The organism is Pseudomonas fluorescens, assembly GCF_000802965.1.
GTDB classification, from domain to species: domain Bacteria; phylum Pseudomonadota; class Gammaproteobacteria; order Pseudomonadales; family Pseudomonadaceae; genus Aquipseudomonas; species Aquipseudomonas fluorescens_A.
The window spans coordinates 24,077-48,536 of sequence record NZ_JSAK01000027.1 but is presented as its reverse complement, the minus strand read 5'-3'; the positions used below and the strand labels follow the sequence as shown (position 1 = coordinate 48,536).

21 protein-coding genes and 5 pseudogenes are annotated in these 24,460 nt (G+C 59.1%); 14 read left to right on the top strand and 12 right to left on the bottom strand.

The features are described 5' to 3' along the window. Nucleotides 1–122: 122 nt before the first annotated feature. The 5 genes from NL64_RS20790 (at nt 123) to NL64_RS20770 (ending at nt 4,820) form a co-directional block, all read left to right on the top strand. Nucleotides 123–2,150, top strand: coding sequence for a T6SS effector phospholipase Tle3 domain-containing protein (locus tag NL64_RS20790; protein ID WP_034149940.1), 2,028 nt, complete (start codon nt 123–125; stop codon nt 2,148–2,150). Beyond that, nucleotides 2,147–3,829, top strand: a complete 1,683-nt coding sequence (locus NL64_RS20785; RefSeq protein WP_080758048.1) for a type VI lipase adapter Tla3 domain-containing protein — start codon at nt 2,147–2,149, stop codon at nt 3,827–3,829. Before NL64_RS20790 ends, NL64_RS20785 begins: the two co-directional genes overlap by 4 nt. Further along, nucleotides 3,826–4,095, top strand: a complete 270-nt coding sequence (locus tag NL64_RS29750; protein WP_080758046.1) for a PAAR domain-containing protein — start codon at nt 3,826–3,828, stop codon at nt 4,093–4,095. The genes NL64_RS20785 and NL64_RS29750 overlap by 4 nt, the downstream gene beginning before the upstream one ends. A 223-nt stretch (nt 4,096–4,318) precedes the next feature. Beyond that, a complete protein-coding gene (locus NL64_RS20775) occupies nt 4,319–4,513 on the top strand; it encodes a hypothetical protein (RefSeq protein WP_034149937.1) in 195 nt (64 codons plus the stop codon). Between the two features lie 115 nt (nt 4,514–4,628). Next, entirely contained in the window at nt 4,629–4,820 is a 192-nt protein-coding gene (locus NL64_RS20770; RefSeq protein ID WP_034150126.1) for a hypothetical protein, read from the top strand. Here the strand turns inward: NL64_RS20770 and NL64_RS20765 are convergent. Next, the gene (locus NL64_RS20765; RefSeq protein WP_034149936.1) at nt 4,817–5,878 is read right to left on the bottom strand and encodes an AI-2E family transporter; all 1,062 of its coding nucleotides are present in this window, start codon (nt 5,876–5,878) and stop codon (nt 4,817–4,819) included. The two genes, NL64_RS20770 and NL64_RS20765, sit on opposite strands and share 4 nt — an antisense overlap. 163 nt (nt 5,879–6,041) lie before the next feature. On the opposite strand from NL64_RS20765, the gene trhP reads away from it, so the two are divergent. Then, nucleotides 6,042–7,367 carry a prephenate-dependent tRNA uridine(34) hydroxylase TrhP gene (gene trhP, locus NL64_RS20760; RefSeq protein ID WP_034149935.1) on the top strand — a complete coding sequence of 442 codons (1,326 nt, stop codon included), beginning with the start codon at nt 6,042–6,044 and terminating at the stop codon, nt 7,365–7,367. A 185-nt stretch (nt 7,368–7,552) separates the two neighbouring features. Here the strand turns inward: trhP and NL64_RS20755 are convergent, their stop codons facing one another. Then, nucleotides 7,553–8,416, bottom strand: a complete 864-nt coding sequence (locus NL64_RS20755) for a LysR family transcriptional regulator (RefSeq protein WP_034149934.1) — start codon at nt 8,414–8,416, stop codon at nt 7,553–7,555. Nucleotides 8,417–8,511: 95 nt separating this feature from the next. Here NL64_RS20755 and NL64_RS20750 point away from each other — a divergent pair, with 95 nt between their 5' ends. Further along, nucleotides 8,512–9,420 (top strand): DMT family transporter, encoded by a 909-nt coding sequence (locus tag NL64_RS20750; RefSeq protein ID WP_034149933.1) that lies wholly within the window; start codon nt 8,512–8,514, stop codon nt 9,418–9,420. Nucleotides 9,421–9,565: 145 nt separating this feature from the next. On the opposite strand, the gene NL64_RS20745 is transcribed toward NL64_RS20750, so the two are convergent. Continuing rightward, the gene (locus NL64_RS20745) at nt 9,566–10,276 is read right to left on the bottom strand and encodes a FadR/GntR family transcriptional regulator (RefSeq protein ID WP_034149932.1); all 711 of its coding nucleotides are present in this window, start codon (nt 10,274–10,276) and stop codon (nt 9,566–9,568) included. A 299-nt stretch (nt 10,277–10,575) separates the two neighbouring features. On the opposite strand from NL64_RS20745, the gene NL64_RS20740 reads away from it, so the two are divergent. From NL64_RS20740 to ampC, 3 genes are all read left to right on the top strand, one after another. Beyond that, nucleotides 10,576–11,901: an MFS transporter gene (locus tag NL64_RS20740; RefSeq protein ID WP_437176929.1), complete on the top strand. Its 1,326-nt coding sequence runs from the start codon at nt 10,576–10,578 to the stop codon at nt 11,899–11,901. Between the two features lie 12 nt (nt 11,902–11,913). Then, nucleotides 11,914–13,260: a glucarate dehydratase gene (gudD, locus tag NL64_RS20735; RefSeq protein WP_034149930.1), complete on the top strand. Its 1,347-nt coding sequence runs from the start codon at nt 11,914–11,916 to the stop codon at nt 13,258–13,260. Nucleotides 13,261–13,452: 192 nt separating this feature from the next. Beyond that, nucleotides 13,453–14,610, top strand: a complete 1,158-nt coding sequence (ampC, locus tag NL64_RS20730) for a class C beta-lactamase (RefSeq protein WP_034149929.1) — start codon at nt 13,453–13,455, stop codon at nt 14,608–14,610. Between the two features lie 160 nt (nt 14,611–14,770). Here ampC and NL64_RS20725 read toward each other — a convergent pair whose 3' ends face one another. The 6 genes and pseudogenes from NL64_RS20725 to NL64_RS20705 form a co-directional block, all read right to left on the bottom strand. Continuing rightward, entirely contained in the window at nt 14,771–15,322 is a 552-nt protein-coding gene (locus NL64_RS20725; RefSeq protein ID WP_034149928.1) for a DUF4174 domain-containing protein, read from the bottom strand. 253 nt (nt 15,323–15,575) lie between these two features. Continuing rightward, a pseudogene (locus tag NL64_RS30665) lies at nt 15,576–15,839 on the bottom strand (GAF domain-containing protein); the annotation flags it as partial. A 9-nt stretch (nt 15,840–15,848) separates the two neighbouring features. After that, nucleotides 15,849–16,049, bottom strand: a pseudogene (locus NL64_RS30905) (hypothetical protein); the annotation flags it as partial. A gap of 48 nt (nt 16,050–16,097) precedes the next feature. After that, nucleotides 16,098–16,697: a biliverdin-producing heme oxygenase gene (locus tag NL64_RS20715; RefSeq protein WP_034150125.1), complete on the bottom strand. Its 600-nt coding sequence runs from the start codon at nt 16,695–16,697 to the stop codon at nt 16,098–16,100. Between the two features lie 182 nt (nt 16,698–16,879). Beyond that, on the bottom strand, nt 16,880–17,665 hold the full coding sequence (locus tag NL64_RS20710; RefSeq protein ID WP_034149926.1) for a sulfite exporter TauE/SafE family protein: 786 nt from the start codon (nt 17,663–17,665) through the stop codon (nt 16,880–16,882). A gap of 200 nt (nt 17,666–17,865) precedes the next feature. Continuing rightward, complete coding sequence (locus tag NL64_RS20705; RefSeq protein ID WP_034150124.1) at nt 17,866–18,615, bottom strand: hypothetical protein; 750 nt, start codon at nt 18,613–18,615, stop codon at nt 17,866–17,868. 273 nt (nt 18,616–18,888) lie between these two features. Here NL64_RS20705 and NL64_RS20700 point away from each other — a divergent pair. Both NL64_RS20700 and NL64_RS20695 read left to right on the top strand, forming a co-directional pair. Next, nucleotides 18,889–19,711, top strand: a pseudogene (locus tag NL64_RS20700) (aldo/keto reductase). A gap of 30 nt (nt 19,712–19,741) precedes the next feature. Next, nucleotides 19,742–20,212 carry a DUF1810 domain-containing protein gene (locus NL64_RS20695; protein WP_034149925.1) on the top strand — a complete coding sequence of 157 codons (471 nt, stop codon included), beginning with the start codon at nt 19,742–19,744 and terminating at the stop codon, nt 20,210–20,212. On the opposite strand, the pseudogene NL64_RS30655 reads toward NL64_RS20695, so the two are convergent. Together NL64_RS30655 and NL64_RS30650 are read right to left on the bottom strand one after the other, a co-directional pair. Beyond that, a pseudogene (locus NL64_RS30655) lies at nt 20,177–21,365 on the bottom strand (DNA polymerase II); the annotation flags it as partial. The gene NL64_RS20695 and the pseudogene NL64_RS30655 overlap by 36 nt on opposite strands. 2 nt (nt 21,366–21,367) lie before the next feature. Beyond that, nucleotides 21,368–22,571: pseudogene (locus NL64_RS30650) on the bottom strand (3'-5' exonuclease); the annotation flags it as partial. A 254-nt stretch (nt 22,572–22,825) separates the two neighbouring features. Between NL64_RS30650 and NL64_RS20685 the strand changes: the two are divergent. Then, entirely contained in the window at nt 22,826–23,266 is a 441-nt protein-coding gene (locus NL64_RS20685) for a CBS domain-containing protein (protein WP_034149924.1), read from the top strand. A gap of 117 nt (nt 23,267–23,383) precedes the next feature. Here NL64_RS20685 and NL64_RS20680 read toward each other — a convergent pair whose 3' ends face one another. After that, nucleotides 23,384–24,007, bottom strand: a complete 624-nt coding sequence (locus NL64_RS20680; RefSeq protein WP_034149923.1) for a glutathione S-transferase — start codon at nt 24,005–24,007, stop codon at nt 23,384–23,386. Nucleotides 24,008–24,217: 210 nt separating this feature from the next. On the opposite strand from NL64_RS20680, the gene NL64_RS30390 reads away from it, so the two are divergent. Then, nucleotides 24,218–24,460, top strand: a 243-nt coding sequence (locus NL64_RS30390; RefSeq protein ID WP_034149922.1) for a hypothetical protein, incomplete at its 3' end; no start/stop codon positions are given.

Here is a 24,460-nt window from a genome sequence, read left to right as displayed (position 1 = left end):
GAGCTGGAGGATGGCAGCACTGTGCAAGGAGCGACATATTCAAGCGGGCTGACGGAGAGAGAAAGGATGCATCTGACGCAAGTGGCCGCGTTACGTGGCAAAGACCCGAAAGGTGGCAGCCGATGAGCGGCCCCGATCTCTACACCGTGGCAGAAATCACGACTCGCCTGCTGCCCAATTTCCATACCCCGCGAAAAATGGAGGTACCCGCCGACCTGCCGGGGGTGGTGATTTTCCTGCACGGCGTGAACGATCCCGGGGCGTCGTACGAGTCAGTGGAAACCGGATTGTGTCAGGGGGTGAGCGAGCGGCTGGATCGACCGGATCTTAAGGCGGGGCGGTATGGGGTTGATTACGTTGAGGCCCAGGAACTTCCGCTTGATGAACGGAGTGCGGATCAGAAAGCTACGCTCGATGACCCTGATACTTTTCTCTATCAGCGCGACACAGACGCCCCCAAAACCCGCAGCCTGATGATCCCGTTCTACTGGGGCTATCGGGCCGCTCCGGAACACGTCAAGCGTGATGACGCCGGCGATCCGTTTCGGATGCGCAATCAGTTTCAGGACATCCAGGGCAATCGCCTGGATCGCCACTTTGCCAAGGCCGGTGGTTTTTTCGTGAATGCCACCAACAATCTGGCGGAGATGTATGGCGAGGGTTTCAAGTCCAACTTGAAAACCGCCACCGTCGAGCGCGCGAGTCCGAACAATTACTTGCTGTTCGCCAATGCGCCGCTGCGGCATTACTTTGTATTCGCCGCACACCGACTGGCGATGCTGGTCAGTGAAATTCGCCGGGTCTCCCCCGATGAAACCATCAGCATCATGGGCCACAGCCAGGGCACTCTGATCGCGCTGCTGGCCCAGGCCTTGTTGGTGGACAAGGGCCAGCGTTGCGCCGATACCCTTGTTCTCGTGGACTCGCCTTACAGCGTGTTGCCCAAGGTCACCCCCAAAGACCATGACACTCTCGCCACGCTGATCCGGATTGTTAGCGCAGTGACGCAAACCCCGCACGCGCAGCCACCGTTATCTGCGCTTCGGGACAGTAAAACCTACGGCGGTCGCAGCGGCCCGCGATGGTCACCCACGCAAGGGACGCGGCCGGACAAAATCGGCAACTTTACGGTTTTTCCCGAGCGCGACAATCGCGGCAAGGTGTACGTGTATTTTTGCCCCGACGACACCACTGTGGCGCTGGATGATGTGCAAGGCATCGGCACCTACGGCGTGCCCGATGCCACGCCCGACGGGCGCCCGGCGATGACGGCCCTGCAATCCCTCGGTTTGTACCAACGTCTGTGGACCAAGCGCCATCGTGACGGCGAACCGGTGCTGGTGGGCAAGTCGCCGCAACCCGAGTTCATCCGCGCGCCGGGCGAGCACCGTTACCCGGGCGCGTCCTTGCTCACCGGCGTGGCTTCGCAAGCGCCGATCACCAAGGGGCAGGAACGCCTGATCAATGCCGAGGCCCTGACCCCGCCCCATGCGCCGCAGATGTTTGGCGGCGAAGCCATACAGGGCAGCCCGACCCGCGCCGGTCTGGACAAACCCGATGAGGTTGGCAAAAGCATCGCGCTGGGCAAAGACGCCGCAACCTTTTTGTGGATCAGGATGCCTGCCGAGTATGACGCCCCCTATACCACGCAGCAGGAGGCGCTGGCGCGTTTTAACGGATTAACCGAGGACCCGGAGGACCACACGCGCGCCGTACGAAAAGGCCCGGCCCGCTCCAGCGGCAGTTCTTCTCACGAGCGCGAGGAAACCCCGCGTGAGGCCCGGGCACGCATGGAGCATGACCAGAAGACGTGGGGGGCCAACTCCTACCACTCGGCGATCCTGCGCAGCCCGGAAAACCAGCGTTGGGTGACGGCGATGGATATTGCCATTGGCCAGGCTCATTGCCTTGATGACCCGCGGATGCGTGAGGTGTTGGTGGCGATTGCGGATTGGAAGATGGACACAAAACAGTTCGACTACGTCATTAAGTTACCGGGTTGGTCGCGCCTCAGTACCGACGCTCAAGCGTTGGTAGAGGCGAGTTATTTTTATTATCAGGAAGGGGAGTTCCCCTCGGCCAACTTGGTACCAATCACCCCACCTTCACTACTGATTGGGCCTCCTTTAGAAAAAGGTGTAATCAAATGAAGGCTCAAAAATATGGACAGCTGAGACCCAAACTAAAAGGCTACTTACTTATAGCCGGTATGTTACTGCTTCTTTGGCTTGGCTTCGTCTGGCTCGTCCAAATCAAGGCACAGGAACTCAACATGGAGCTGCGTGACATGAACCCGGTACTGCGCTGGGGTATTGCAGCTATTTTGGGTCCGATGTTGCTCATCTTCAGCGTTCATTGGTGGGGCAAGGCCGTGGCCAGTGAAAAGGCGGGGCTTGCCGCATACAAAGCCAACGTCATGGCGCAAATCGCCGAGCAGCAGGCCACGCAAGAGCGGACTTATGCGCTGGAAATCCGGGGAGTAGGGCTAACTGTGGATGATTGGCATCAATCATCGATATGGCGAGAAACCAAAAAAACAAACAACAACTTCACTTCAATCTATTCACGTGACCCCAAGGACTACGATTCTTCTTTGAGTTCTCGGAAAATCACCAGAGATATCAACATTCGAGTGGCCTTCAAACATTCAGCGAACGGGTCAGTAGCGTATTGGCCAATCCCAGTGTTTTCCATCGCGCCGCCCAAGCAACCGTCAGATACAGGGGCTGCGAGTAACATTCTTAACGGTCGCAATGCCGCCACACTCGGGGTCACGCTGTTTTTGTGGCAGGACGCCGAAAACACAACCCATGCTCAGGGCATGCTCGAGCGATTGTTCCAGTTCTTTGATGACAACCCCGAAGTGCCCCAGGCCTTGATTGTGAGCGAGGATGGCGACGTCACGCGAGACGGTTTGCGGGTCGCAGGCACTCCCGGGTTACAGAACAGCCAAGTCGTCCCGACGATATACGAAAGCATGACCGGGTTGCTGGTCACCCGATCGGATCGGGTGGATCGGTATATTCGCCGCTATGCCACCCACGAGCGTGAGGACAATCAGAACAAAAGTACTGATTTGGGCAAGCTATGGGCGTTTTATTGGGAACACTCGCCTAAGTTCAGAAAAGTATATGAAGAAGGCAAGCGCGCTGAGGGTATAAAGCACCCCTATGGCCCCGGCACCATGTCCACCGCCTACTGGCAATCCCAACTCCCCACCCTCTGGAAAACCATCAGCAATCGCGGACCGGGAGAATTCCAACCCTCGCCCTGGCTGCCCATCCGCTGGGCCCAGCATCAGGTCAAAGAGTTCGACGCCGCGCCGGTGCTGGGTTATTTGCACCGCCCGATCAAGGTCTCGATGCAGGATGAAAACGGCAAACGGCTAAAACCGGCGTTGCAGGCCAGGGCCTTGCAGGCAGGCTGGTTACAGGCTCTGGATACCTTACCCGAAGGGCAGAAACCGGTGCGGGTATTCTATGACACCACTGACAACCAGGAAGCAGAGTTCGCCCTGACCAACGCCTTGCACAGCCTGAATACCGACGGCCATGGTATCGACCCGGGCAATGTCGACGAGGGTTACAACATCGGACGACGCCTGGGCAATACCGGGGTCAGCAGCGCGCTGGTGGAAATCAACCTGGCCACCATCGCCAGCTACCTCGACGGTGGAGCCAGTGCCGTGGTTTACGCCGGTGCAGACGGCAGCCTGACGGTACAAATGATCCGCCCACCGGACGCGGCGCGCAAAGAGAAAAACCGCGAGAACCGTGGCGCCGACCCATTCAAGTTCGGTTCCCCTAACGGAGGCGTAGCCAGACCATGAGTCATCCTATCTGCTTAGGGGATGCCACCAGCAGCAACGGCACCGTGGTTTCCTGCCAGCTTGAAGGCACGCACACCCTCAATGGGAGAACACCGGCGGTGTTGGGCGACAAGGCCAAGTGCCCGCTTCATCTGGGCGAATTTACTTTTGTCGAGGGACATCCGCGTCGGCGACTGAACGGTATTCCTGTCGTACTGCAGGGCCATCGACTGGCGTGCGGTTGTCATGGCATGGCCAGCCATGCCGAGAATGTACGGGTCACTTGAGTCATGTCGATTATCGGCTCGCTCAGTACGGGCATTTGGGAGTCCTGGTCTGAATACATTTCGCCGAGGTCGCTCTGGGGACAGCAGGCAATGCATAAATGGGCAAGATTGTCCCGACACTGTTTCTGCGCTGCGGCAGCCAACGGTCATATTTATGTCATGTCAGGTCCGCAAGCTTGGGCCTGTCCGCAAACAACAGGTTGATAACAACAAGGACGACCTCATGCCCACACAAAACCCGCACCGCATAGTCGGCCTGTGCACGTCGAGCAAGGTGTACAACGCCCTGACCGAACTCAAGCACCTGGAAGGTCATCGCAGCGCCAAGTTTCTTTCGTTGCTGACGCAGAACCTGGTGCGCAAAGGCCTGCTCAATGAGCAGGAAGTGGTTCATATGCTTGATCAAGTGGTCGACTGAGCGACGAGCGGTCATCTGGCCTCAACGGCGTCAATGACCACTATCGAAAAGGTTGATTGTCCGAAAAATCGCTCGGCCCGTAAGGTAGCTCCATAGATCGATGGAGGTCCTTATGATGTCTCAAGTTCAGATTATGTCCGTTATCGGCAGCGCCGTTCCCGCAGCGCTCAGAGAGTCGGGATTGCTTGCCTGTTGGTACCTGGTACTGGACGGCGAACCCATCAGCGGTCCGCTCACCTCGTTGCCAGCCGCCCGGGAACTGTCACAGCGTGTCAGCACAGCCCAGACAGCCAAGCTCAGCGCCTAAGGCAGCTGAACCCGCGGTTTGGTTTCGATGAAAATCGCCCAGCTCGACATGAACAACGCGGCAATCAGCGGCCCGATCACAAAGCCATTGAGGCCGAAAACCGCCAGGCCACCAAGGGTCGAGATCAGGATCAGATAGTCCGGCATCTTCGTGTCCTTGCCCACCAGGATCGGTCGCAACACGTTGTCCACCAGGCCGATCACGAAAACCCCGAAAAGCCCCAGCACCACACCCTGCCAAATCGCCCCGGTGAACAGGAAAAACGCCGCCACCGGCGCCCAGACAATCCCCGCCCCCACCGCTGGCAGCAGCGATAGAAACGCCATCAGTACCGCCCAGAGCAATGCGCTCGGGATATCCAGAAACCAGAACATCAAACCACCCAGCGCGCCTTGTGTGATCGCCACCAGCAGGTTGCCCTTTACCGTCGCCCGCACTACGCGATTGAATTTGAGCTGCAAGCGGCGTTTCTGATGTTCCTGAAGCGGTACGGCGGAGCGAACTTTACGGGCCAGTTCGGCGCCATCCCGCAGAAAAAAGAACAGCAGGTAAAGCATGATGAAAAAGCTCACCACAAAATCGAACGTACCCTGGCCGACACTGAAGACCTGGGTGGCGACAAACTCATTGCCCGTCACCGCACTCTTGATGATTTTCTCCCGCAGCCCGTCCAGCTCCCCCACCCCGAACCGATCCAGCAAATGCTGAAAGTAGGTCGGCAAGCTGTGTTTGAAGTGCGTCACATACCCGGCGATGTCCAGTTCGCCGCTTTCGATGCTTTTGTATAGTGTCGCCCCTTCCTGAACCAGCAAAAAACTGAGGATGATCACCGGCAGGATCGCGATCACCAGGCAGATAGCCAGGGTCAGTAACGAGGTGACATTGCGCTGCCAGCCGAACTTCAATTGCATCCGGCGCTGTAACGGCGCGAAGAGAATGCCGAGGATCACCGCCCAGAACACCGCGCCGTAAAATGGCAGCAGAATCCAGATGAAAGCGATGCTCACCAGCCCCAGTAAAACCGCCAACGATTTGTCTTGTAGTGTCTCTTCGTTCATGTCCGATCCGTGTCAGTCCGTCGGAACGCAATGTTGCGTCCTGATGCTTAGGCCGCTACGGCTCGCGCGAGTGCCATCCGTTTGTTCATCAAGCATAGATCCAGATCAATAAACCTTCGGGACAAGGCGTTTACCCTCCGCAGCTTTTGCGAACGACGCCACCATGAACCTCATTGCTCCGGAACTGCTCGCCCCCGCGGGCACCCTGAAAAACATGCGTTATGCCTTCGCCTATGGCGCTGATGCCGTATACGCCGGCCAGCCGCGCTACAGCCTGCGAGTGCGCAATAACGAATTCGATCACGCCAACCTGGCCCTGGGCATTCGCGAGGCTCAGGCCCAGGGCAAGCGCTTTTATGTCGTGGTCAACATCGCCCCGCACAACGCCAAGCTCAAGACCTTCCTCAAGGATCTCGCGCCCGTCATTGCCATGGCGCCGGATGCACTGATCATGTCCGACCCCGGCCTGATCATGCTGGTGCGCCGGCACTTCCCGCAGATGCCGATTCATCTTTCGGTGCAGGCCAACACGGTGAATTGGGCGAGCGTCGAGTTCTGGCAGCAACAGGGCTTGAGCCGGATCATCCTGTCCCGGGAGCTGTCCCTGGAAGAAATCGCCGAGATCCGCCAACAGGTTCCGGCCATGGAGCTGGAGGTGTTCGTCCACGGCGCGTTGTGCATGGCCTACTCCGGCCGCTGCCTGCTCTCGGGCTACATGAACAAGCGCGACGCCAATCAAGGCAGTTGCACCAACGCCTGCCGCTGGAAGTATTCAGCGCAACCCGCCACGGAAAATCAGCTGGGCGAGATCGTCCAGCAGTTTCAGCCAGAACCGACCCTGGGCATCGGCGCACCCACCGAGCAAGTGTTTCTGTTGCAGGAGGCCAATCGCCCCGATGAACTGATGCCGGCCTTCGAAGACGAGCACGGCACTTACATCATGAACGCCAAGGACCTGCGCGCCGTGCAGCATGTCGAGCGCCTGACGCAGATGGGCGTGCATTCCTTGAAGATCGAAGGCCGGACCAAATCGCATTTTTATTGCGCGCGGACCACCCAGGTTTACCGCCGGGCCATCGACGATGCGGTGGCCGGACGCGAGTTCGACCGCAGCCTGATGACCGATCTGGAATCCCTCGCTCAGCGCGGCTACACCGAAGGTTTTTTGCGGCGGCATGTGCATGACGAATACCAGAATTACCAGAACGGCAGCTCGGTCTCGGAGCGGCAGCAGTTTGTCGGTGAATTGACGGGGGAGCGGCGTGACCGGTTGGCGCAAGTGAAGGTGAAAAACCGCTTTGGACTGGGCGATCACCTGGAACTGATGACCCCCAAGGGCAACTTCCACTTCGATCTGCACCAGTTGCAAAACATCCGCGGCGAATCGATCGAGGTCGCGCCGGGGGATGGGCATACGGTGTATCTGCCGATTCCGGATGCGGTGGACCTTGAGTTTGGCCTGCTGATGCGGGATGTCGGTGTGACCTGATCAATCCGCTTTCACGGCTGAAACGCAAAATTTTGCCAACACTTGATTCCCGTGGCGAGGGAGCTTGCTCCCGCTGGGCTGCGAAGCGGCCCCAAAATCACGCTTCGTATCACAGATTTTGCGGGGGCTTCGCGCCCGAGCGGGAGCAAGCTCCCTCGCCACAAAGACAAGCGTTCTCCAGTTGATTACGCAAACTCTTCGCGTAACATTTCCACAAACGCCTCTCGCGCCGGGTGCACCCCGGCGTTTTCGTGCCAGTAGAACAAGTTTTCGATGGCCGTCAGTTCGGGAAACTCATAACCCACGCAACCGGCGCCCTTGGCGTATTGATCGAACACGCCTTTGGGCACCAACGCCACGCCCGCCCCGGCGCTGACGCAGCCGACAATCGCGCCGTAACTGGCCAGGCTGACAATCGGCAACGCCTGCCCCTGGCGCAACAACCAATGCTCCAGCGCCGCACGGTAGGGGCATCCCTGGGGCCACATGAACACGGTCTTGTCGTGCAAGTCCGCCATGTCGCGCACCGGCCCCAACGACGTCGAGGCAATCAGCAGCAGGTCTTCGCGGTACATCGGCGTGCGCTTGAGGTGCGAGCGCTCGACATCCACCGCGACGATCGCGCCGTCGAGTCGGTGATTGAGCGTGTCATCAAGCAACTGGCCCCAAGTGCCCGTGGTCAGCTCAAGCGCCACGGCCGGGAATCGCTTGTGGAACTTGGCCAGCAAGCGCGGCAAACGACCGGTGGCCGAAGATTCGATGGCGCCAATGCGCAAGGGCCCGGACGGCTCGGCTGCCGGGTCAACCGCACGTTTGGCCTCGGCGGTCAGGGAGAGGATTTTCGACGCGTAGGCCAGGAAGGTCTGCCCCGACGGACTGATGCGCAACCCACGACCCTCGCGCAGAAACAGCGCGACGCCCAACTCCGCCTCCAATGACTTGATCCGCGCCGTGATGTTCGACGGCACGCAATGCAGCATTTCGGCCGCGCGGGCGATGCTGCCGACCTCGGCGACGGTCTTGAACATACGAATTTGTGCCAACTCCATACATCACCCAAAGTGAACAGTTAGCGCAGTATAAGTCAGTTGTAGCGAACGATCCGAGTTCTGATAATTCATGCAAATGCCTATCGGTGCACACCATGAATTCGCTCACGCCCTCCCCCGGTTCCCCGCTGAAAATCTTCCTCGCCATGGCTTTTGTCGTGGCCTGCTGGGCTTACTCACCGAGCGGGATTCACATCGGTTTGCAGGCTTACGACCCGGTACACCTGGCATTACTGCGCTTCTTGCTGGCATCGGCGTTCATGGCAGTGGTCGCACTTCTCAAAGGCATTCGCCTGCCAAAACTTTGCGACTTGCCATTGCTGTTCGGGCTGGGTTTCTTTGCGGTGAGCCTGCATCACGTGGCAATCAACTTCGGTCAACAAGGCGTCAGCGCCGTAGCGTCCAGCGTGTTGGCGCAGACGACGCCTCTGTTCAGCACGTTGCTGGCGCGTTTCGTGTTCAAGGATCGAGTCAGCGTTTGGCGCTGGGGTTGCGTGCTATTGGGGCTGATCGGCGTGGTGATTGTCGTGGCGGGCGATCACGGCTTCGGCAGTATCGATGCCCACGGCTTGCTGATCCTGCTGGCGGCGCTGTCCTGGAGTCTCTACTTCGCGCTGCAAAAACATCACACCGGACGTTACGACGGGCTGACGCTGGTGTGCTACACGGTCTGGTCCGGGACGTTGCTGTTGTTGGTGTTCCTGCCAGGGTTGGTGGATCAGGCGATGAATGCGCCGCTGCGGGTGCAAGTCGCGGTGTTTGCCTTGGGGATTTTTCCGAGTGCGCTGGCGTATCTGGCGTGGGCCTATGTACTGGCGCATGTTGACCTGAGCCGGGCGACGATGACGTTGTATCTAGTGCCGCCGATGGCGATGGTCATCGCGTCCTTTGCCCTCGGCGAAAGGCCGACGTTGATGGTGGGCGTGGGTGCGGTGGTGGTATTGATCAGTGTGCTGGCGTTGAATCTGGAACGCAGAGCGGTGGTTCGGGTAGCGCGGGTTTGATCAGCAGTTTGAGTTCAGGCATCTGACGACATCGCGGGCAAGCCCGCTCCCACAGGGTCCGAGGATGTACACAGAATATGTGAACAACCTCAATCCTTGTGGGAGCGGGCTTGCCCGCGATGAACGATGACTCGATATCTGCTTCTCAACCGGGCGAAAACCTGTCCCGGCTGTTAGTCAGGTGCAACCACATCGCCGCCCGCGCCGCGTCCGGGTCCTGGCGCTTGATGGCGTTGAGAATCGCCTCGTGTTCGAGGTTGGCCAACTGCCCGAGCTTGCTCAAATCAACCGCCCCACGCTCGGTGGCGTTGACCCGGGTTCGCGGAATCATGGCGCTGCCCAGGTGCTGCATGATTTCGCTGAAGCACACATTGCCGGTGGCTTCGGCGATCAGTAGGTGAAAGCGCCGGTCGGCCTCGACGCAACTGTCATTGTTGGCCAGCAGGTCTTGATAGTCGTCGAGCGCCTGGCGCATCTGCGCCAACTGTTGATCGCTACGGCGCACGGCAGCCAGCGCCGCGGCCTGGGTTTCCAGGCCCATGCGCAACTCCAGGATGCTGCGCACCCCCAGCGCGGTATCGACGTTCAGTCGCAAGCCCTGCTCCGGCGCACGCTCAATGACGAACGTGCCGATGCCGTGACGGGTTTCGACCAAACCGGATGCCTGCAACTTCGAAATGGCCTCACGGACCACCGTGCGACTGACCCCGTGCTCCTGAACAATCGTGTTTTCCGACGGCAACTTGTCGCCGGGCAACATCTGACCGAGCAGGATGCTTTGGGTCAGCTTGGTCACCAAGTCATGGGCCAGATTGTGGCTGCGCTTGCGCGCAGGTGCGTCGAGATCTTCTTGCATGAAGGGGGTCCGAAAAACTTGGCTATCGAATCCTAGCACTGCGCTCCGCGGGAATCGTCATAAGAAATCGCACAACTTGTATGACAACACTCAACAAATAGAGATTTTCAGCACAAAAAACGCAACCACTGACTATAAAAAAAAATAAATAACGTCGAAAAATCCCGACGCCGTTGAACAAACAGGGTTGCAGGATAAAAAAATCAAGTTGTATGATATCTATCAACAACGCAGCATCGTTACACCCCGCATAAAAACAACGAGTGGGAGAAAATGCAGTGAATACATCCGTCAACGGGATGGACAATGGTGCCGATTCGGTCCTGAAATCCGCGATCTCGAAAGTCAAACGTCACGTCCTGCCGCTATTCGTCATCATGTTCATCGTCAATTACATTGACCGCGTGAACATCGGCTTCGTCCGCGCCCACATGGAACACGACCTGGGCATTGGCGCCGCCGCCTACGGCCTCGGTGCCGGTCTGTTCTTCATCGGCTACGCATTGTTCGAAGTGCCTTCCAACATCCTTCTGCAAAAAGTCGGCGCACGTATCTGGCTGACCCGCATCATGCTGACCTGGGGTCTTGTCGCGGCGGGCATGGCGTTCATCCAGAACGAAACCCACTTCTATATTTTGCGTTTTCTGCTCGGCGTAGCGGAGGCCGGGTTCTTCCCCGGTGTGATCTATTACTTCACCCGGTGGTTGCCCGGCGTAGAGCGTGGCAAGGCCATTGCGATTTTCCTCAGCGGTTCGGCGATTGCCTCGCTGATCTCCGGCCCGCTGTCTGGCTTGCTCCTGCAAATCAGCGGTTTTGGTATGCACGGTTGGCAATGGATGTACTTCATCGAGGGTATGTTCTCGGTGGGTTTGTGCGCCTTTGTCTGGTTCTGGCTGGACTCCAAACCACACGACGCCAAATGGCTGACCCGCGATGAGCAGGACGCACTGGTCAAGGCCATCGACGATGAACAACTGGCCCGCGAAGCTGCTACGCCGATCAAACCGTCGCTGGGCAAACTGCTCAAGGACCGGCAGATCATTTTGTTCTGCGTGATCTATTTCTTCATCCAGTTGACCATCTATGCCGCGACTTTCTGGTTACCGAGCATCATCAAGAAAATGGGTGATCTGAGCGACTTCCAGGTCGGGATGTTCAACTCGATTCCATGGCTGCTGTCGATCGTCGGCATGTACGCCTTCGCTTCGCTGTCGGCCAAGTGGAAACACCAGCAAGCCTGGGTCGCCGCCGCGCTTTTGATCGCCGCTGCGGGCATGTTCATGTCCACTACCGGCGGACCGATCTTCGCTTTCGTTGCGATCTGCTTTGCTGCGCTGGGTTTCAAATCGGCGTCGTCGCTGTTCTGGCCGATTCCCCAGGCGTATCTGGATGCGCGCATCGCCGCAGGCGTCATCGCGCTGATCAACTCGGTGGGCAACCTCGGCGGTTTCGTCGCACCGACCACGTTCGGCCTGCTGGAAGAACGCACCGGTTCGATTCAGGGCGGGCTGTATGGCCTGGCCGCCACTTCGATCATCGCCGCGATCATTGTCTTCGCTGCGCGCAACAAGCCTAAAACCGCACCTGCCGTCGAATCGGCTGAAGCTGCCCCTCGACACGCCTGAAAGGATAAAAAAATGACCGCACAAGACACCGCCAAAGCCCCGATCATCACCAGCATGCAAGTCATTCCGGTGGCCGGCCACGATGGCATGCTGCTGAACCTCAGCGGCGCCCACGGCCCGTTTTTCACCCGCAACATCGTGATCCTCCAGGACAACGCCGGCCACACCGGCGTCGGCGAAGTGCCGGGTGGCGAGCGTATTCGCCAGACCCTCGAAGACGCGCGCAGCCTGGTGGTCGGCAGCCCGATCGGCACTTACCAGAAGATCCTCAACCAGGTGCGGCAGACCTTCGCCGACCGCGATGCCGGCGGCCGCGGCCTGCAAACCTTCGACCTGCGCATCACCATCCATGCCGTCACTGGACTGGAAGCGGCGTTGCTCGACCTGCTCGGCCAGCATCTGGACGTGCCCGTTGCCGCCCTGCTCGGCGAGGGCCAGCAGCGTGATGAAGTGAAGATGCTCGGTTATCTGTTCTATGTCGGTGACCGCAACCAGACCGACCTCGGCTACCGCAGCGAGCCGGACGCCGACAACGACTGGTTCCGCGTGCGTCACGAAAAAGCCATGACCACCGAGGCTGTAGTGCGCCTGGCCGAAGCGGCGCATTCGAAGTACGGTTTCAAGGACTTTAAACTCAAGGGCGGCGTGCTCAGCGGCGATGCGGAGATCGAAGCGGTCACCGCCCTGGCCGAACGTTTCCCTGACGCGCGCATTACCCTCGATCCGAATGGGGCCTGGTCACTCAAGGAAGCCATCCGCTTGTGCCGCGATCAGCACAATGTATTGGCCTACGCCGAAGACCCGTGCGGTGCGGAAAACGGTTACTCGGGCCGCGAAGTCATGGCTGAATTTCGCCGTGCTACGGGCCTGAAAACCGCGACCAACATGATCGCCACCGACTGGCGCGAGATGGGCCACGCGATCCAGTTGCAATCGGTAGACATTCCCTTGGCCGACCCGCACTTCTGGACGATGCAAGGCTCGGTGCGCGTGGCACAGATGTGCCACGAATGGGGCCTGACCTGGGGCTCGCACTCCAACAACCACTTCGATATCTCCCTGGCGATGTTCACCCACGTCGCGGCGGCCGCACCGGGTGAAATCACCGCCATCGACACCCACTGGATCTGGCAGGACGGCCAGCGCCTGACCAAGGCACCGCTGCAAATCGTCGACGGCTGTGTGCGAGTGCCGCAGAAAGCGGGGCTGGGTATCGAACTGGACATGGATCAAGTGGCCAAGGCGCATGAACTGTACAAAGGCATGGGGCTGGGCGCGCGGGATGACAGCGTGGCGATGCAGTTTTTGATCCCGGGGTGGAAGTTCGATAACAAGCGTCCGTGCCTGGTGCGCGAATAATCCGGAAGACACCGCAATCCCCCTGTGGGAGCGAGCCTGCTCGCGATGACGGCAGCACATCCGGCAAAAAGGGTGGCTGACACACAGCATCGCGAGCGGGCTCGCTCCCACAGGTGTTTCTGCCCTCGTTATTTGTCGATCACCGTCGGATTGTCTACATTTGGCACCTTTAAAAATGCTGGGACACTGCCAATGACCGACAACATCACACTCACCCGCCTCAAGCGCCTTGCGGTGTGCGTAGCGATATTCGCCACAGGCCAGAGTGCTGCGCAGGAGCCGATTGAGGCGCTTGTGAACGACGCCGTGCGACCAGTCATGCAAGCACAAGGCATCCCCGGCCTGGCGGTGGCCGTGACCATCGATGGCAAGCAGCACTACTTCAACTACGGCGTGGCATCGAAAGAAACCCCACAACCGGTCACCGAAAACACGCTGTTCGAAATCGGCTCGCTGAGCAAAACCTTCACCGCCACCCTCGCCGGCTACGCCGTGGCCAGCGGCAAACTGTCCCTGTCGGACACGGCCAGCCAAGTCCTGCCGGAACTGCGTGGCAGCGCATTCGACAGCATCAACGTATTGCAACTGGGCACGTACAGCGCCGGTGGCCTGCCGCTGCAATTCCCTGAAAGTGCCGATGCGCCGGACAAGATGCTCGGTTATTTCCAACAGTGGAAACCGGTCTATGCCGCCGGGACCCATCGACAATATTCGAACCCCAGCTTGGGATTGTTCGGCTATCTGGCCGCCAAGAGCATGGGCGCGCCGTTTGATGAGGTGATGGAAAAGACCCTGCTGCCAAAACTCGGGCTGAAACACACGTTCCTGAAAGTGCCGCAGGATCAAATGGCGCTGTATGCCCAGGGCTATAACAAGGATGACAAACCGGTGCGGGTCGGGCCGGGAGCGCTGGATTCAGAGGCTTATGGGGTGAAAACCAGCGCCGCGGATATGATTCGCTACGTCGAGGCGAACATGAAACCGGCGCAGCTGGAAAAACCCTTGCAGCAAGCCATTGCCATCACTCACACGGGTTATTACACCGTGGGCAACATGACCCAGGGCCTGGGTTGGGAGTTCTACAACTACCCGGTCACCCTCGATCAATTGCTCGCCGGCAACTCGTCGCAGATGGTCATGGAGGCTCATAAAGTAAAGTGGCTGAGCCCGCCAAGACCTCAAACGGAAAACGTGCTGGTCAATAAAACCGGCTCTACGGGTGGTTTCGGTGCCTATGTGGCGTACGTGCCATCGCGAGACATCGGTATCGTGATCCTGGCCAACAAAAACTACCCGATTGCGGAGCGGGTCAAAATCGCTCACACAATATTGAGCGCCCTGCCCCAATAAAACTCACCCGTGACTTGTGGCGAGGGAGCTTGCTCCCGTTGGGCTGCGAAGCGGCCCTAATCCGGTGAAGATGCCAGTAGCAGATGGCGACTGCTGCGCAGCCGAGCGGGAGCAAGCTCCCTCGCCACAAAGGAACTCACTAGAGAGATTCCGTGTTCAATCAATCATCCGGCATTTCCGGCGGTTTGACGGGTTTGCCCGGTTTTGCAGGTTTCGTACCTTTGGCGCCCTTGGCGGCCGGTTCGGCTGTCGCGGCGGGTACGACCGTTGGCGGCGGCGCTTCTTTCTCGGCTGCCGGCAGTTGATCGACAGCGGCGAACACTTCTTTCAGCTCGATGGGCCCTGACTGCTCAAGTTTCTTTTCGCCGTCCTTGCCCACCAGAATCACTTTGCTCTTCGACCCCGCCCCCAACTTCAGCGAGCGGATCAATGCCGCCGTGTCTTGCGGCCCCAGGTCTTTGCCCTCACGCTGGCCCATCAGGTTGAGCACGGTGTACAGCACCATGTTTCTGTCGGTGAACGCCTTCTTGTTGTCCGGCTGATCCAGCGATTTTTTGAGGCTGACCCACGTCGGGTCGACCGTGCTGGGAGCGATGACGATCAGTGGCCGCGCCCTGCCCTTGTCCATGTCCAGCGGTGAATCGCCATCGGCGGCGAACAGGGGGCTAACGACAGCCAGCAAGGTAGCCAGGGTCAGTGACCTGATGAGCATGCGCATCTCCTTTTGATATCCACGCTCTAATGATTGCGCATCGCGGCGATTGTTCCGGGTGACGCTCCGCAAATGTGTTCGCCTTGCCCCAAGCTTAGGTCAGGGCGGTCATTGCGCAACAGGCCGAGCTCATCTCAAAGCATTACAAAGAACTACCGGAGCGGCGCTGCCAATGCGGGGATGGAAAAGGTAAACACGCTTCCCTCTCCGGGTTCGCTTTGCGCCCAAAGCTCACCACCGTGGGCCTGCACGATGCTGCGACAGATATACAAAACCAGGCCGCTACCATTCGGGTTGCCTTCGTATGACTGACCAGCAGCGGTTCCGGGTGGGCGCAGGTGATCAGCCCCCAAAGCTGATCGTCCTCCAACAGCGACAGGCTCATCGCCGCCCGCACTCCCATGTTCTCCAGATACTGGCAGTGCACCGGCAACACGCTGCGCAGCACCGAAAAGCCCAGGTCCAGCGGTTGTCCAGTATCGGGGCGTAACAGCGGAACAATTGGCACCGGCACGTAGTGCCCATGACGGCTGAGCGATCCGTTGAAGCGCTGTGCGTTGATCTCCAGCAGCAAGGGGTTGGCGTCTTCCAGATCATCCGCTTCTAACGCTCGGCGAATCAGCTCTGTCGTCGTGGCTCCCGCCAGCACCTGCAAAGGTTGTTGCAACAAAGCGCCCGCCGTCCAACCGAGCAACGACGCACAATTGCGGAATCCGGATTGCTTCACTGGCACAGTCGGCGAGCGCGGCTTCAAGTTGTTCTTCGCTGAGTCGGTTCAAGGCAATACCTCGCAATGCTCGAGCCAGCCTTCGAATGCCCTGAAGGTGGCTTGAGCCGCTGCCACCGACTGCGCCCGTTGAGCAGGCTGACGCACCTGATACAGACACGCCAAAAAACCACGCCACATCAACAAGGTTGCGGTGCCGTACACCGCCAGAAATCGCCCGCCGTTGCGTTCGTCGACACCCAGGCGCACGTACAACTTGCTGCGCAGCGATTGCCCGCCCAGGGTTGCGCCTTCCAGTACGTACATCACGCCCAGCACGCTGGCAACGGAACGGGTCTGGAGGGAAAACTTGCAGAGGGGAATGGCGTCGATGGCGGCAGCGTCCAGCCCCAGGGCGTACAGGTCGGCCTCCAGTGACGGCGTCTTGCTGCGAATCAGCCAGTCCAGATCGGGAATGCTCATCGCCACCTGGAACAACCGGTTTTCCAACGGTCGATAGAAGCCGTAATAGGCCTTGATCAGCCGGGTGTAGAGCAGCAGGTCAGCGGTGAGGAACGGGATGCGTTTTTCCAGCCCCTGATGTTGCAGGGTGGTCGCGATGCGCAACTCGCTGAGGATCAGCGGCAGGTCTTTGGGCAGGGCAGTCACGACAGTGTGTCGAAACAATACTCGGCTTCGTTTTGATAGTCGGTGCTGAGCGTGTACACGGGCCACCTCTTGTCGATCACGGGGAATGCCGAGAGGTCATTCAGTGACGAATGAGGGCTGGCTTTCCACCGTAGCACCTATCCGGAGCAGGAGGTGGTTTGTTTCTGCAACCGCTACCGGTCTTAAAAGGCCAGCTTGTAACCGATCAACATCAGCATCGTCGCCAGGCAAGGACGCAGCAGTTCGTCGGAGATACGCCCGGTCAGGTGGCTGCCCAGGTAAATGCCCGGCAGCGAACCAACCAGCAGGTAACCCAGCACATGCCAATCCATGTTACCCATGCTCGCATGGCCCAGGCCGGCAACCAGGGTCAGGGGCACGGCGTGAGCGATTTCCGTGCCCACCAGGCGGCGGGTCGGCAACAACGGGTAGAGGATGAACAGCGCGACGGTGCCCAAGGCGCCGGCGCCAATGGAGGTCAAGGCCACCATGGTGCCGAGGACCAGGCCGGTGATGACCGTCATTACATTCAGGCGCTTGCCGCTCGGGTTGTAGTGGCCGCCAGCACGTTTGTGGGCGAAATCAAGCAGGCGTTTCTTGAACAGGATGGCCAGCGCGGTGGCGAACAGGACGAAGCCCAGGGCTTGCTTGATAATCGCGTTCATCGCATCGGGCGAGCTGTGCAAACTGCTCAGGAACCACAATGTCAGCACCACCGCTGGCACGCTGCCAAGGGTCAGCCAACCGGTAATTGCCCAATCGATGTTGTTGTTCTTCTTGTGAACCAGTACGCCACTGGATTTGGTGATGGCCGCGTACAGCAGATCGGTGCCGACGGCCGTTGCCGGGTTGATGCCGAACCACAGCAGGATAGGCGTCATCAATGACCCACCGCCTACGCCCGTCATGCCAACGATGAAACCCACCACCAATCCGGCTACGACCAACCCGATGTTCAACAAATCCATTGATACGTCCACAAAGACTGCAAGGAAAATCAGGCCCGCAGCATAGCGATTTTTCTTATAACTACTTATATCAATGCGATCTATATTTATGCCGTAAAGCTATCCCCTGTAGGAGCTGCCGAAGGCTGCGATCTTTTGACTTTGATTTTTCACGATCAAAAGATCGCAGCCTTCGGAGGGATTTATGGAGGATTACAGGATCACTGCACGGGCAGGAAATTCAGGAATAGCAGACTCTGGGCGTAGTTCAGGCCGATGCGCCGATAGCGCTCGTCCAGCATCTGCGTCAGCAAATCCAGACGGGCGACGATCTTACCGAATTCCACGGCAAAACTCAGGTTGCTGCCCTCCTCGGAGATTTCGTTGGAAAACAGCATCGGCTGGCCGTCCTTGTTCTGCCGCTGACTCAAGATCCAGGTAGCGATTTCAATGTTGCGCGCGGCATTGCTGACGAACGTCGGGTTGATCGCGTCCGTCATGTAGAACTCCAGTCGATTGCCGTGGGCGGTCACCAGCATGCTGCCGATGGCGTAGATGAACGCACCGACCCGGTCGCCGAGGAATTCCGGACTCATGGCAAAGCGCAGCGCCGCCAGGTCTTTCTTGCCGCCCAGGGTGGGCAACGGTTGCTGCTGCTCGATGGCCATGCGCACTTGCTTGCCGGCGGTGCGGGCGTCGAGGAAACCGGATTTTTTCAACTCGTCGGGGTTGCGCAGGTACAGTTTGCTCATCAGCAAATAGAGACTGTCGAGGTTGTCGCGCATGGTCAGGGTCGCCATGCGGTCAACGCTGGTTTGCAGGAATTCCTGGGGTTTGCCTTCACGGATTTGAGTGAAAACGTCGTTGCCTTCCTGGTGGCTGCACCCGGTGACAAGGAACATCGACAGACCGGCCAGCAGCAGGCAACGTCGGCGAATTGAGGTAATGCTGAAGGGTAACGCTCGAGCCATGGGATCTTGGACTTGGGCATGGGCCGGCGGTGGGGATCGCCGCAGGCTGGCCAAAGGTAGAGCCGCTCATTGCGAAAAAGTGCAGTGTTGGCGGTGATCAATCGATCATCGGCAGGCGAGGATCAAAAGATCGCAGCCTTCGGCAGCTCCTACATTGGCACGACGTACATCCTGTAGGAGCTGCCGAAGGCTGCGATCTTTTGATCTTGCAGCGGAACCCGGAAGCTATGCTTATGCCAAACGATACTGATTGCATCTTGAAAGGAGGTTTGCATGCGTTCTGTCGAGTTGGCCGGCGTCAACGTGCCGGTCATCGGCCAAGGGACCTGGCAGATGGGCGAGGACCGCACCCGGCGCGCCGAGGACGTCGCGGCACTGCGCCTGGGCATCGAGCTGGGCATGACACTGATCGACACCGCCGAGATGTATGCCGAAGGCGGCGCCGAAGAAGTGGTCGGTGAAGCCATCGCCGGCCGACGCGACGAGGTTTTCCTGGTCAGCAAGGTTTATCCGCACAACGCCAGCCGCAAAGGCATTCCCCAGGCCTGCGAGCGCAGCCTGCGGCGGCTGAACACCGATTACATCGATCTGTATCTGCTGCATTGGCGCGGCCAGTATCCGCTGGAAGAAACCGTCGAGGCCTTCGAACGCCTGCGCGAAGCCGGCAAGATCGGCCGCTGGGGCGTGTCCAATTTCGACGTCGACGGACATGCAGGAACTGGCCACACCGGCCTGCGCCACCAACCAGGTGCTCTACAACCTGGAAGAGCGCGGCATCGAATTTGATTTGCTGCCGTGGTGCCAACAGCACAATATGCCGGTTATGGCCTACTGTCCGATTGGTCAGGGCGGGAAAATGCTCGCAAATTCCACGCTCAAGCAGGTAGCCGCCCGTCACGGCGTGACGCCTGCACAGGTGTCACTGGCATGGCTTTTGCGGCAGAACGGTGTGATCGCCATCCCCAAAGCGGTCAGAACGGAGCATGTGCAACTTAATGCGCAAGCGGCGCAACTGGAGCTTGAAGCAGGGGATCTGGAGGCGCTGGACCAAGCGTTTCGCGCGCCACAACGCAAACAGCGGTTGGCCATGGTCTGAGCCATCGCGGTTTTGTCAGAGGGCTTCCGCATGAGAAGCACCGATCAGCTGGACGCCTTTAACTTGCAACGCTTTGTTCAGGCGCAAGACCCGGTGTTCAACAAGGTCCAGAAAGAGCTGAATGAAGGTAAAAAACGCAGCCACTGGATGTGGTTCATCTTTCCGCAATTTGCCGGGTTGGGCGGCAGCGATATGTCCAAACGCTTCGCGATCTGTTCCCGCGACGAAGCCCAGGCTTATCTTGAGCACCCAGTGCTGGGCCCGCGGTTACGAACGTGCACGCAAGAAGTGCTGAACATCCGGCAGCGCTCGATAACAGAGATTTTCGGCCACCCCGACGACCTGAAATTTCACTCGTCGATCACGCTGTTTGCCCAACTCTCGGCCGACCACAGCGTGTTCCATCAAGCCTTGAACAAGTATTTCCACGGCATTCCCGATAACTGGACCTTACAGCTGATGGACTCAAAACAGGCCCAGTTGCCCACCAATCAAAGTTGAAAAGTCGTCGTCGACAAACGGCAGGATCGCATCCGCCACCGGCTGCAATTGCCGGGTCACGTAATGGTCGTAATCGATCGGCGCGCTGCGGATCTCCAGCGGTTCGGGGCCGGCGACCGTGATCACATAACTGATCCAGCCGCCATTCTGGTATTGCCGCGGTCGGCCCTGCTGGTCGTTGTACTCGTCGGCAATGCGCGCTGCACGGACATGGGGCGGCACGTTACGCTGATAATCATCGAGAGTGCGGCGCAGGCGCTTGCGGTAAATCAGGCGCTCATCGAACTCGCCCGCCAGGGTTTTGCGCACATAGTCGCGCACATAATCCTGATAGGGTTTGCGATGGAAGATGCGCAGGTACAGCTCCTGCTGGAATTGCCGGGCCAGCGGCGACCAGTCGGTGCGCACGGTTTCCAGACCCTTGTAGACCATTTCTTCAGTGCCATCGGCGCGCGTCACCAACCCCGCATATCGTTTCTTGCTGCCCTCCTCCGCGCCGCGAATGGTCGGCATCAGGAAGCGCTTATAGTGCGTTTCGAACTGCAACTCCAACGCACTCTCCAGCCCGTATTCCTGCCGCACATGCTCACGCCACCATTGGTTGACGTGATCCACCAGCGCCTTGCCGATCTGCGCGGCTTCCTGTTGACCATGGGCGCGGCGCAGCCAGACGAAGGTCGAATCGGTGTCGCCGTAAATCACCGTGTGGCCCTGGGCTTCGATCAACTGGCGGGTGCGCAGCATGATTTCGTGGCCGCGCAGTGTGATGGACGATGCCAGCCGGGTATCGAAGAAGCGGCAACCACTTGAGCCGAGCACGCCATAAAACGCGTTCATGATGATCTTCAACGCCTGGGACAACGGCGCGTTGTGTTCGCGCTTCGCGGTTTCGCGACCTTCGGCGACCCGCGCAACGATGGACGGCAGGCAATGCCGCGTACGGGAAAACCTCGCCCCGCGAAAGCCCGGCACCGAGTCCGCGTCATCGGGATGCTTGAGCCCTTCGATCAAGCCCACCGGGTCGATGAGGAAGGTGCGGATGATCGACGGATAAAGGCTTTTGTAGTCGAACACCAGCACCGACTCGTACAGCCCGGGCTGCGAGTCCATGACAAAGCCACCGGGGCTGGCTTTCGGGGGGGGGGGGGCCCGANNCGGGCGGGGGGGGGGGCGGCCCCCCGCCGAGGTTCGGCGCGACGAAGCCCTGGCGGTGCATCAACGGCATGTAGAGGTGGGTGAACGCTGCCACTGAACCGCCCATGCGATCCACCGGCAAACCGGTGACACTGGCCCGCTCCAGCAAAAACTTCAGCAATTCGGTCTTGGCGAAAATTCGCGTGACCAGCTCGCAATCCTTGAGGTTGTACTTGGCCAGCGCCGGTTTGTCCTCAGCGAACATGCGGTTGATTTCATCCATGCGCTGGTACGGATTGTCGATCGACTTGCCTTCGCCGAGCAGGGTTTGCGCGACGTTTTCCAGGCTGAACGAGGGGAAACTCCAGGTCGCCGAGCGCAGCGATTCAATGCCGTCGATGATCAACCGGCCCGCAGCGGACGCGAAGTAGTGATTGCCGTTGCCGTGCTCGCGCCACTGCATCTCTTCGCCGCCACGCCCTAGTTTCAGCGGCACGGCCAGGCGCCGGGCGTGTTCGTGCAGCACTCGCAGGTCGAACTGCACGACGTTCCAGCCGATGATCGCGTCGGGGTCGTTCAGGGCGAACCATTCATTGAGCTTTTTCAGCAGGATCGTTCGCGAGTCGCAGTATTCGAGCTGGAAATCGACCTGACTGTCGTCGCCGTTGGGCGGGCCGAGCATGTACACCTGACGCTGGCCGCAACCTTCCAGGGCGATGGAATACAAGTCGCCCTGGGCGGTGGTTTCGATGTCGAGGGACGCCAGTTTGAGGTTCGGCCGGTAATCCGGGTCGGGCTTCATCTGCGCATCGCGCAGCAAACCCTCGGCACCCGGCGTGCCACCAAAACGCACGGGCGCGGTGATGAACCGCTCCATCATGTAGCGTTCGGGCGGGCGTACGTCGGCTTCGAACACGTCGACACCGGCCCGGCGCAGGGTGGTTTCCAGACGCATCAATTGCCCGTGTTGCTGGCAGTACAGACCGAGCACCGGTCGGTGCTCGAAATCCATCAGGGCCAGAGGTTTGAGCTCGACGTTCTTTTCATCGCGCAACAGCGCCTCGGCCTGCTCGCGCTGATCTGCCGGGATGAACGCCACCGAAGGCTGATGAGGCAGGCGGATTCGCTGGGGACCGCTCTCGGTCGCCAACCAGAACTCGACTTCCGTACCGGCCGGAGTATCGCGCCAATGCCGGGTCAGGACGAAGCCCTGCGGTAAATCCACCACTGCCAACCTCACTATTGATTCAGGGTGGCAATTCTACGCGTCATCGCCTTGAAAAGATCGCAGCCTTCGGCAGCTCCTACAATGGAATATGTACCCCCTGTAGGAACTGCCGAAGGCTGCGATCTTTTGAGATTTACCAAAGAAAATCCGCCCAATGACGTTTTTTGAGTGGTATCTGCCGCTTTCGCTCTTGCCCTGCGCGCTTGCGTCTACGATTCTTCTAGAACAACGACAACACCCGGGAAACCGCCATGAAAACCGTCGCGCAACTGCTCAAGTTGAAAGATCAGAAGAATCAGGAAGTGCATCAGATCAAGCCGGATCACATGGTGCTCGAAGCGCTGATGAAGATGGCCGAGAAGAACGTCGGCGCTCTGCTGGTGGTGGAGAATGAAGAAGTGCTGGGCATCATCAGTGAACGCGATTACGCGCGCAAACTGGTGCTGCACGGGCGTTCATCAGTGGGCACGCCGGTGCGCGACATCATGGTGTCGCCGGTGATCACGGTGGACACCCATCAAACTGTCGATACCTGCCTGGGCATCATGTCCGACCGGCGCCTGCGCCACCTGCCGGTGGTGGAAAACGGCAAGTTGATCGGTTTGCTGTCGATTGGTGACCTGGTCAAGGAAGCCATTGCCGAACAGGCTGAGCTGATTCGTCAGTTGGAGCAGTACATTCGCGGCGAGTAATTCCCTCCTCCTGTAGGAGTGAGCCTGCTCGCGATGGCGGTGTGTCAGTCGACATAATTGTTGAATGTCAGTCCGCCATCGCGAGCAGGCTCACTCCTACAAGGGGATGTTTGGTGTTCATTTCGGCCAATGCCTCGCGAACACCGGCGCCAATGTCGGATGGCGGTCGATGCGCTCCAGCCAGGCGAAAAATCCCGGACGGGCATTGCGTAGATGTTCGCGACTGCCGGCCCATCGGGTAATCACCGCCGCCAGCACGTCCAGCGCGCCTGGCGTCTCGTCTCCCAGGTACAACTCGCCCGAGAATTGATCGGCGAACACCTCCCAACTCCAATGCAGCCGCTGGCGAGCGCCGGCCATGAGGTTTTGCCTCGACGCCTGATCCGCCGCGACCAGCCAGCGCTCGGGGTAATCGATGATGCCGATGGCTGCGTAGCAATTGCTGACGATGTACACCATTGCGCGAATGGCCTGATCGCGTTCGGCGGCTTCATAAGGCAACAGCTTCGAGCGCGGAAACGACATCCCGAGATGGATCAGGATCGCCGCACTCTCGGTGAGGATGCCGCCGTCGGGCAATTGCAGCGTCGGAATCTGCTTGAGCGGGTTGAGTTTCTCCAGCGCCTGCGCGGCTTCCTGGGACGCCTCCACATCGATGAAGCGATAGGGAATCTCACAGAGTTCCAGCGCAGCTTCGATCGCCGCCGCGCCTGAATTTTGATGACCGTAGAGCTGATACATACACACCTCCTTGCGACGTTAACCAGTGTAGAAGCCGCCATCGCACACGCCTGAGCCATCCGACGACTGCATCATCACGGCCACAGTAGGTATGCCGCACGCCCTATCAATACTGTCGATGTTCACCATCACGTCAATGAAGTTCTCTTAAAAAATCCGCCGCGTAACATCTGCTCCATACCAACCAATAACACCCCGGAGCACACCATCATGAAACGCCAAACTCTTCTCAGCATCGCTTTCTCGGTTTTTGCAGTGAACGCTTTTGCCGCTACCTCGGTTCAGCCTGTTGTTGCTGAAGGTGGCTCGGATCGTCTGATTGAAAGCCGTGTGGCTGAGGGTGGCTCGGATCGCCTGATCGAAAATCGTGTGGCTGCCGATGGTTCTGATCGTCTGCATGGCAACACTGTAGCCGCCGATGGTTCTGACCGTCTGCACGGCAACACCGTGGCC

What these genes read in the sequence shown, in the direction of transcription:
- NL64_RS20790 (WP_034149940.1), top strand. Translation starts at nt 123, where the DNA reads ATGAGCGGCCCCGATCTCTACACCGTGGCAGAAATCACGACTCGCCTG.
- NL64_RS20785 (WP_080758048.1), top strand. Translation starts at nt 2,147, where the DNA reads ATGAAGGCTCAAAAATATGGACAGCTGAGACCCAAACTAAAAGGCTAC.
- NL64_RS29750 (WP_080758046.1), top strand. Translation starts at nt 3,826, where the DNA reads ATGAGTCATCCTATCTGCTTAGGGGATGCCACCAGCAGCAACGGCACC.
- NL64_RS20775 (WP_034149937.1), top strand. Translation starts at nt 4,319, where the DNA reads ATGCCCACACAAAACCCGCACCGCATAGTCGGCCTGTGCACGTCGAGC.
- NL64_RS20770 (WP_034150126.1), top strand. Translation starts at nt 4,629, where the DNA reads ATGTCTCAAGTTCAGATTATGTCCGTTATCGGCAGCGCCGTTCCCGCA.
- NL64_RS20765 (WP_034149936.1), bottom strand. Translation starts at nt 5,878, where the DNA reads ATGAACGAAGAGACACTACAAGACAAATCGTTGGCGGTTTTACTGGGG.
- trhP (WP_034149935.1), top strand. Translation starts at nt 6,042, where the DNA reads ATGAACCTCATTGCTCCGGAACTGCTCGCCCCCGCGGGCACCCTGAAA.
- NL64_RS20755 (WP_034149934.1), bottom strand. Translation starts at nt 8,416, where the DNA reads ATGGAGTTGGCACAAATTCGTATGTTCAAGACCGTCGCCGAGGTCGGC.
- NL64_RS20750 (WP_034149933.1), top strand. Translation starts at nt 8,512, where the DNA reads ATGAATTCGCTCACGCCCTCCCCCGGTTCCCCGCTGAAAATCTTCCTC.
- NL64_RS20745 (WP_034149932.1), bottom strand. Translation starts at nt 10,276, where the DNA reads ATGCAAGAAGATCTCGACGCACCTGCGCGCAAGCGCAGCCACAATCTG.
- NL64_RS20740 (WP_437176929.1), top strand. Translation starts at nt 10,576, where the DNA reads ATGGACAATGGTGCCGATTCGGTCCTGAAATCCGCGATCTCGAAAGTC.
- gudD (WP_034149930.1), top strand. Translation starts at nt 11,914, where the DNA reads ATGACCGCACAAGACACCGCCAAAGCCCCGATCATCACCAGCATGCAA.
- ampC (WP_034149929.1), top strand. Translation starts at nt 13,453, where the DNA reads ATGACCGACAACATCACACTCACCCGCCTCAAGCGCCTTGCGGTGTGC.
- NL64_RS20725 (WP_034149928.1), bottom strand. Translation starts at nt 15,322, where the DNA reads ATGCTCATCAGGTCACTGACCCTGGCTACCTTGCTGGCTGTCGTTAGC.
- NL64_RS20710 (WP_034149926.1), bottom strand. Translation starts at nt 17,665, where the DNA reads ATGGATTTGTTGAACATCGGGTTGGTCGTAGCCGGATTGGTGGTGGGT.
- NL64_RS20705 (WP_034150124.1), bottom strand. Translation starts at nt 18,615, where the DNA reads ATGGCTCGAGCGTTACCCTTCAGCATTACCTCAATTCGCCGACGTTGC.
- NL64_RS20695 (WP_034149925.1), top strand. Translation starts at nt 19,742, where the DNA reads ATGAGAAGCACCGATCAGCTGGACGCCTTTAACTTGCAACGCTTTGTT.
- NL64_RS20685 (WP_034149924.1), top strand. Translation starts at nt 22,826, where the DNA reads ATGAAAACCGTCGCGCAACTGCTCAAGTTGAAAGATCAGAAGAATCAG.
- NL64_RS20680 (WP_034149923.1), bottom strand. Translation starts at nt 24,007, where the DNA reads ATGTATCAGCTCTACGGTCATCAAAATTCAGGCGCGGCGGCGATCGAA.